At 34.4% G+C, this 7706-nt stretch carries 8 protein-coding genes; all 8 read right to left on the bottom strand.

The genetic code is table 11. The features are described 5' to 3' along the window. A partial coding sequence (locus QHH19_05995; GenBank protein MDH7517877.1) for a sugar phosphate nucleotidyltransferase occupies nt 1–739 on the bottom strand: 739 nt, incomplete at its 3' end. A 24-nt stretch (nt 740–763) separates the two neighbouring features. Beyond that, nucleotides 764–2578, bottom strand: coding sequence for a glutamine--fructose-6-phosphate transaminase (isomerizing) (gene glmS / locus QHH19_05990; protein ID MDH7517876.1), 1815 nt, complete (start codon nt 2576–2578; stop codon nt 764–766). Nucleotides 2579–2580: 2 nt separating this feature from the next. Beyond that, complete coding sequence (locus tag QHH19_05985; protein MDH7517875.1) at nt 2581–3765, bottom strand: sugar phosphate nucleotidyltransferase; 1185 nt, start codon at nt 3763–3765, stop codon at nt 2581–2583. Between the two features lie 96 nt (nt 3766–3861). Then, entirely contained in the window at nt 3862–4440 is a 579-nt protein-coding gene (locus tag QHH19_05980; protein ID MDH7517874.1) for a sulfotransferase, read from the bottom strand. Between the two features lie 10 nt (nt 4441–4450). After that, nucleotides 4451–5059, bottom strand: coding sequence for an adenylyl-sulfate kinase (cysC, locus tag QHH19_05975; protein MDH7517873.1), 609 nt, complete (start codon nt 5057–5059; stop codon nt 4451–4453). Between the two features lie 7 nt (nt 5060–5066). Then, nucleotides 5067–6044 (bottom strand): DHH family phosphoesterase, encoded by a 978-nt coding sequence (locus QHH19_05970; protein MDH7517872.1) that lies wholly within the window; start codon nt 6042–6044, stop codon nt 5067–5069. An 11-nt stretch (nt 6045–6055) separates the two neighbouring features. Continuing rightward, nucleotides 6056–7192, bottom strand: coding sequence for a sulfate adenylyltransferase (gene sat / locus QHH19_05965; protein MDH7517871.1), 1137 nt, complete (start codon nt 7190–7192; stop codon nt 6056–6058). An 8-nt stretch (nt 7193–7200) separates the two neighbouring features. After that, entirely contained in the window at nt 7201–7434 is a 234-nt protein-coding gene (locus QHH19_05960; protein ID MDH7517870.1) for a CopG family transcriptional regulator, read from the bottom strand. Nucleotides 7435–7706 lie beyond the last annotated feature (272 nt).

Below are 7706 nucleotides of genomic sequence, written 5' to 3'. Positions count from 1 at the left end.
CGACATTATCCTTAATTTTTGTGTTTTTTTCAATTTCACCTTCTATTTTTTTATCAATTTTTTTCAATATTTCTTCATTTGCATCAAATAAATCCCATGGATAAACCACATCTCTCCATTCTTTTAGAGAAACACCAGCTATTGTTTCTTTTTCCAAAAGCATGTTTATAGAATCTGTGATCTCGTATTCCCCTCGTAATGATTTTTTTGTTTTTTTGATAAAATTGAAGATTTTTCTGTTGAAATGATAAATGCCTGCGTTTATTATTTTTGAAAATGGCTCATCCATTTTTTCATGGATTTTGCTGATTTTTTTTCCTTTTAATTCAATAATGCCGTATTCTTTTGCGTTTTCTACTTCTACTAATCCTATTTTCATTCCTTTTTTCATAATGTTTTTTATGTCGTTTTTACCAAAAATTGTGTCCCCGCATAAAACAATGAAATCGTTAACAAAATGCTCCGTCATCCCAATTGCGTGTGCAGTACCTAGTGGTTTCCCCTGATTTAAATATTCTATGTTTACCTTCCATTTTTTGCCGTCACCAAAATAGTCTCTAACCATCTCGCTTTTGTAACCAACTACAAAGATGAAATCCTTTAAACCAGCATTTTTTGCATTCACTAGGTTCCATTCCAGTATAGGTCTATTGGCTACTGGTAGCATAACCTTCGGCCTAGTGTAGGTTAAGGGGCGCATTCTTTTCCCTTCACCTGCGGCAAGGATTACACATTTCATATCTTTCACTATCTCCAAATTTTTTTATTCAACTGTAACAGATTTAGCGAGGTTACGTGGTTTATCTATAGAACAACCTTTTAGGTTCGCAACATGATACGCTAGAAGCTGCAGTAGAACTGTGATGGTTATACAGGATAGCATCGTCTGGTTAGATGGGTATCTGATGATAAAATCTGCATATTTGTCGATTTCTGTGTCGTTTTCATCAGCTATAGCAATCACCATTGGTCCCCTGGTTTTTACTTCACCTATGTTCGCAAGCATTTTATCGTAGGTGAAATCCCTGGTTACTATTGCTACAACTGGTGTGTTTTTTGTTAGGAGCGCAAATGGACCGTGTTTTAGCTCACCAGCAGCAAAACCCTCCGCATGGATATATGATATTTCTTTTAACTTAAGGGCACCTTCTAGGGATAGTGGGTAGTTTATCCCGCGACCAATGAAGAAAATTGATTGTGAGTCTTTAATTTGTTTCGCGATATCTATTATGTCATCACTTCTATCAAGTATCGCTCTAACTTGTTTTGGCAAATCTCTAAGATGAAGCATATACTGGTATAACTCGTCTGAACCTACTTTATTATTGATTGAGCCGATTTTTAATGCAACTAAAAATAAGACTATTATCTGTGAAATGAATGTCTTTGTTGCTGCTACTCCTATCTCTGGACCAGACTGAGTGAGGATATAGCCATCTGCGATCCTAATAGCTGTGCTACCGATGACGTTTGTGATTACCAGTGTTTTGCACCCTGAGCTCTTAGCCTCTCTCAAAGCAGCTAAGGTATCAGCTGTTTCACCTGACTGTGTTATAGCTATTACTAGCGAGGTTTCTTTTTTTGTCCCAAAATATCTGTACTCAGATGATAGTTCAACAGAAACAGGTATGCCTGTTAGTTGCTCTATTAAATATTTTCCAACTAAACCTGCATAAAATGAGGTGCCACATGCCACAATATATATAGAATCAAGGCTATTGTTTAGTAGTTTTTCCACGTTATCAGGAAAGTTTATTGATCTCTCTATCTCCGATATCCTTCCTCTTAGAGCCTGATTTATGGTGTCTGGTTGATCATATATCTCTTTCAGCATGAAATGCGGGAAACCAGATTTCTCAGCATCCTTTATGTCCCATTCTATTAATTCTTCTTTCTTTTTTACTTCTTTTTTGTTCTTGTTAAATACTTTAACTGAGTTTTTAGTGAGTACACATACTTCGCCGTCATCAATGAAAATCACCCGATTTGTGTATTTAAGTAATGCAGGTATGTCTGATGCAAGAAAGTTTTCGTTATCCCCGATTCCGACAACAAGTGGGCTCTCGTTTCTAGCTCCAACTAGTTTATTAGGCTCATCTTCGCATATAACAGCGATAGCATATGAGCCTTTTAGTTTTTTAAGAGTTTGAAAAACCGCGTTTTCTAAGTTGCCATTGTAATTTTTTTCTATCAAATGAGCGATTATCTCTGAATCTGTCTGTGATCTAAATTTAACACCCTGTTTTTCAAGTTCTTCTCTCAGTTTTTTGTAGTTTTCTATTATCCCGTTGTGTATCACAGCGATTTTTTTGTTGCTGCTTAGATGAGGGTGGGCGTTTTCTTTGGTGACCGCACCCATTGTAGCCCAGCGGGTGTGACTAATCCCAATGCAGCCTTCGATGTGGGGTATTTTTTTTTCGAGTTTTGATATTTCTCCAACGTCTTTGAAGATCTGTAATTTTTTCCCTATTACTCCTATTCCTGCTGAGTCGTAACCACGGTATTCGAGTTTTTTAAGGCAGTCGATGAGTATTTTATCTGCGTCTCTAAACCCGTTATACCCAACTATTCCACACAATTTTACATCACTCTGATTCCAGTTGATATATTTTTATTTATGGTTTTCATTGGTGTAGTCTCACATTTTCTGCCTATTATGGTTCCTGGTTCTACAACGTTATGGGGTCCTATGTTGCAGTCTTCTGCTATCATAGCTCCTATGACTTCTAGTTTTTTGAATTCATCTTCTGTTTCTATTGTTGCTTTGCCCGCGTACCCTGAGAAATTGTTGCCTATTATTGTTCCTCTTGCTATGATTGAGTGTGATATAAATGAGTTTGAGCCTATATGTACATCATTCATTATAACGCTGTTTCTAATCTCAGAGAATGGGTGGATTATGGAGTTGTTGCCTATGGTGGTTGATGGAAATATGCAAACATTAGGTCCGATTTCGCATCCTTCTCCTATTATTGCTGGTCCTATTATGTAGGATCCTGAGTATATTTTTGTGTAGTTTCCAATTGATACGTTTCCTTTTATTGTGACGTTTTTTTCTATTAGTCCTGCTTTGGATGAGCCTGCATCTGTGATCATTAGCTCGTTTACAGATATTAGGTCCCATGGGTATACTATGTCCATCCAGGATTTAGCGATGATTGTGTTTATGTTTTCTCCGTCTTCAACTATTGATTGTATGACAGAAGATAGGTCGTGTATGCCTTGTTTAGATAGTTTTTCTATTTTGTTGAATATGTTTTTTGGTAGTTTGTATATGCCTGTTGATATGAATCTACCGATTTCTTCTTTTGGTTTTTCTACGATTTGTTTAAGTGATTGTTTTTCTAGGAATACCACGCCGTATTTTGAGGGGTGGGGGTGTTCTTTTATAAGCATGGAGTATTTTGATTTGTCTTTGATCAGGTTTGATATACTGTTTTGGTCAATGATGTTGTCTCCTGATAAAACTATGAATGCGTCTTTGATGTGGTTTTTTGCTTTTAGTAGCGCATTAGCTGTTCCTAGTTGTTTGTCTTGTACCACATATTTTATTTTTATGTCATTGTAGTCTTTGAAGTATTCCATTATGACTTCTTTTTTATATCCAACTACTACTATGATTTCGTTTATACCACTTTTTTTAACGGCATCAAAAACATGTTCTAGTATTGGTTTGTTACAGACTGGTAGCATCACCTTTGGCATGGTTTCAGTAAATGGTCTGAGTCTTTTTCCTTCACCTGCGGCTAATATTACTGCCTTCATATTTTAAAATCTCCTTTTGGATGTAAGCTTTATTCGCATATTTTACGTTTTCTCAATAAAAATTGATAAAAGATAGGGGAAAATCATGTTTTTCTTCTATGTATATCTTCTTTGTCTGTATAGTTTTTTGTCAACAGTTTGTATCATCTGAGTAATGTTTTTATCTGATAACCCAAGGAATTTTATTATCTCTCTTATGTTTTGTTCAGGGTTTGATATTATGTTGTTGTAGTTTATGTATAGTACTTCTATGTCGTCTCTATTTGTCATCATTTTTTTTATGGTGTTGTTTAGTTTTGTGAAAACTTTTTTTGTTTCTTCTCGTTTTTCGTCTTTTTTACCAGTCATTTTTTCCATTGAGTCTAGTATTTCTTCTATGTTTCTTTCTGTGTAGATTATCTTGTATTTTCCTGGTGGTAGGTATTTTAGTCCATATGCTGTTATTTTTATGAATTTGCCTCTGTATTTTTCTAATGGTAGTGTTTTGTCTATTAGTTTGTTTATTATTTTTCCGCCTTCTAGTTCATAGTACCCCTTGGGGTTGTTTTCATCTGATTGTCTTTTTGTGTCATAGGCTATTGGTATACTACCAGCTTGTAGTATTTGCATGATCATTGATGTACCAGATCGTTCTAGTCCTGATACGATGTAGTTGATTTTTTCATCTAGCTTCATGCTAACCACTTTATTTTATATATCCTAGTTCTTCTAATTTTTTTATTACTTTTTCTGCGCTTTCTTCAATAGTTTCTTTATCTGTATAAAGTATCATCTCAGGTTTTTCAGGTTCTTCATATGGAGCGTTTATACCGGTAAAATCTTTGATAAGTCCTTCTCTTGCTTTCTTGTAGAGACCTTTGGTGTCTCTTTTTTCGCAGGTTTCAATGGATGCTTTTGTATAAATCTCTAAAAATCTTCCTTTGCCAACTAATTCTCTGCAGAAATTTCTATCTATTTTATATGGAGAAATAAAGGCGGTTATAGTAATTAAACCTGCATCAAAAAAAAGTTTTGCTACTTCAGATATCCTCCTGATGTTTTCTTTTCTGTCCCGGGGAGAAAAACCTAGATCCTTATTCAGTCCATGGCGGATGTTATCTCCATCAAGAACATATGATAGATACCCCATTTCATGTAATTTATAGGCCACCTCATTTGCAACGGTAGATTTACCGCTTCCAGAGAGACCCGTGAACCATAGTACCACACCTTTTTGTTTTAAAAGTGATTCTCTTTCTTCCCTGCTTACTTTATGTGTGTGCCATACGACATTTGTTGCTTTTTTCTTTTCCATTTTTTTATCACCTTTGTTTTAGAAAAACCAATATTTTTTCTACAAAAGAATCGGTTTTGTCTTTGGGTGTTATTACTCCAAAGACTTCTTTTTTCCCCCCACACTTGTATCCCAATGATTTGCCTTGTTCAATCAATGGTTCTAAATTTTTATTACTTCTCACATATATTTGATCTTTATCGTCAAAGAATCCTGTATTTATGACGATGGTGTCTTTTCCTGTATCCCAAGCAATTTTTCTTGTTACGGTTGATATAATGTTGTATTTTGTATTAATCTTTTTAAGAATCATTCCCTGTATTTCTTTGGATGGTTTTTCAATTTGTTTTTCGATTTCATCGTTGAGTGTTATAAGATTTTTGTTCCATTTTTCATTTTTTAGTATTTCATCAGCATCATTATAGGTAAGTAAAAGGTGCGGTGCTTTTTCCACAGCTTTTTTATCACCTAGTTTGTAGTTGGAATCTAAAAGATAAACAATTTTTAGCATATTGTCAAAACTTAGATTATTTTTCTGACAAAAATCTGTTATTATTTCATAGAATAATTTGTTGTTTTTTATTCTCTGCTCGTGATCTCCAACAACACCGAGTAGTGCAAATAGGTTTACATCATTACCAAGGAATTTGTTGATAATCCAGCTTGCTGATGGATATTCATCTGGATTTCCTCCTTTAACAACTGGATTGTGATGAAAAACTTCTCTTATTTCTGATCCCAAGTGATGGTCAAATATTAATATTTTAGATTTTTCTGCTAACTTTTTTATGTTATCCTCAGGCAACGACATATCTACGACAATGATAAAATCATATTTTGAGTAATTCTTTAACTCCTTGTCTGTTAAAAAATAGTTACCTAGAATAGGTGTTTTGTTTTCGATTTTTTTATTAGATAATTTTTCTAATAAAAGTCTCGCGGAACAGATACCATCAGTATCCCAATGATGTACCATAAGTCCTTGGCCCTGTAATTCTTCCAACATGATCTTTCCCTTTATTCCACAAATGGTTTATCGAACTTCAAAATGGTCTCTGATACCTCTTTTCGCATCATGTTTTCTGGTGGTATTTCGCCGTTCATAAGTAGTTCCCTTATCTTTTTTCCGCTGAAGTTGATGTGATATTTTTCTTCATGAGGACATATTTTTTCGTTTACCACTGCGTCGCATTTTGTACATCTGAAGAAGGATTTAAAGAAAACAGGTGTTATACCCAAGTCGGGGAATTCCTGGAATATCATATGGGCATTGTAGGGGCCATAGTAATTACCTATGCCTGCATGGTCTCGTCCTATAATGAAATGGGTGCATCCAAAGTTTTTCCGCATGATTGCATGGTGTATTGCTTCGCGTGGACCGGCGTATTTCATTGATGTTCGAAGAATTGACATGACTGCTCTTTCTTTTAGATAATAGTATTTCATTAATGTTTCATATGCTGCAAGTATAACATTGTCTGTAAAATCTCCTTTCTTTTTCTTCCCAATAATTGGGTTTATGAATATACCATCTACGAATGTTAATGCTGTTTTCTGGACATATTCATGACCGATGTGTGGCGGGTTTCTTGTTTGGAATGCAACGATTTCTTTCCATCCTTTTTCTTTGAACAGGAAACGTGTTTCTTTTGGTGTAAGGTTGTATTCATCAAATTCCCTAGTTTTACTTTCAAGAAGTGTTATTTTTCCACCAAGTAAAAATTGTTTCATGTTGTTTACATTTGCGACTCCAGGGTGGTTTGTATCTTGTGTACCATATACTGATTGTGCCAGTGTTTTTTTATCGAATGTATAGATTTCGTCGATGTCTAGTATAGAATGAACACCTGTTTCTGTGTTTGTGAGTAATATTTGGTCTCCTTCTTTCAGATCTTTTATTTCTTTTTTGTCGAAATCCAACAGAATCGGTATAGTCCACGGAGTCCCATTCTCCAGTCTTTTTTCTTTTATAACGTTTTCTAGATCATTTTTGCAGAGAAAACCTTCTAGCGGCGAGAACACTCCTTTGGCTATGTTTTCTATATCTTCTGCTAGATTTGTGTTTATTTCAAATTTTGGTAAATCTGCTACTTCTGATGGTTTTCTTTTTATGTGTCTGTCTACAAGTTTTCCGCCGTGTGGTTTTGGCATAATTTTTCGCCTCAGTCTAGATAGCCTAGTGCCCTTAGTCTGTTTTTTATTTTTTCTTCGTCTTCTTTGCTGAATGCTTCTTCTGGTTCTTCTTCTGTGCCTGATATGACTTCTCGTAGTACGTATGTTACGTATGATGATAGTGAGTTGAATCCTGTTCCTTGTATCCGTTTTTTTATTTTTTCTGCTAGTGGTGTTGGTATTGATATTGTTGTGTATTTTTTATCATCTTTTTCTTCTGTCATTTTTTATCACTTTTTTCCTTTTTAACTATATGTAATTATATATAATGATATGTAATTATAATATAAAACTTTTATCTATTCCAAATCTAAAATTGATTATAGCTTACTATTTGATAAAAATAATCAGCTAAATAGTCTGTTTTATATCTATTCTAAAAACTGAATAACCCTTAATTACTATATAACCAAAAAATCTCCTAGTGTCATAAAATGATTAAATTTTATAGTTCATCACCTCATTAATTGTCCAAATATGATCAGTGAATCCTGCT

Source organism: Candidatus Thermoplasmatota archaeon, assembly GCA_029907305.1.
GTDB lineage: Archaea > Thermoplasmatota > E2 > DHVEG-1 > DHVEG-1 > JARYMC01.
Note: the sequence above shows the minus strand (reverse complement) of the source record. Positions and strands in the feature narration are given on the sequence as shown.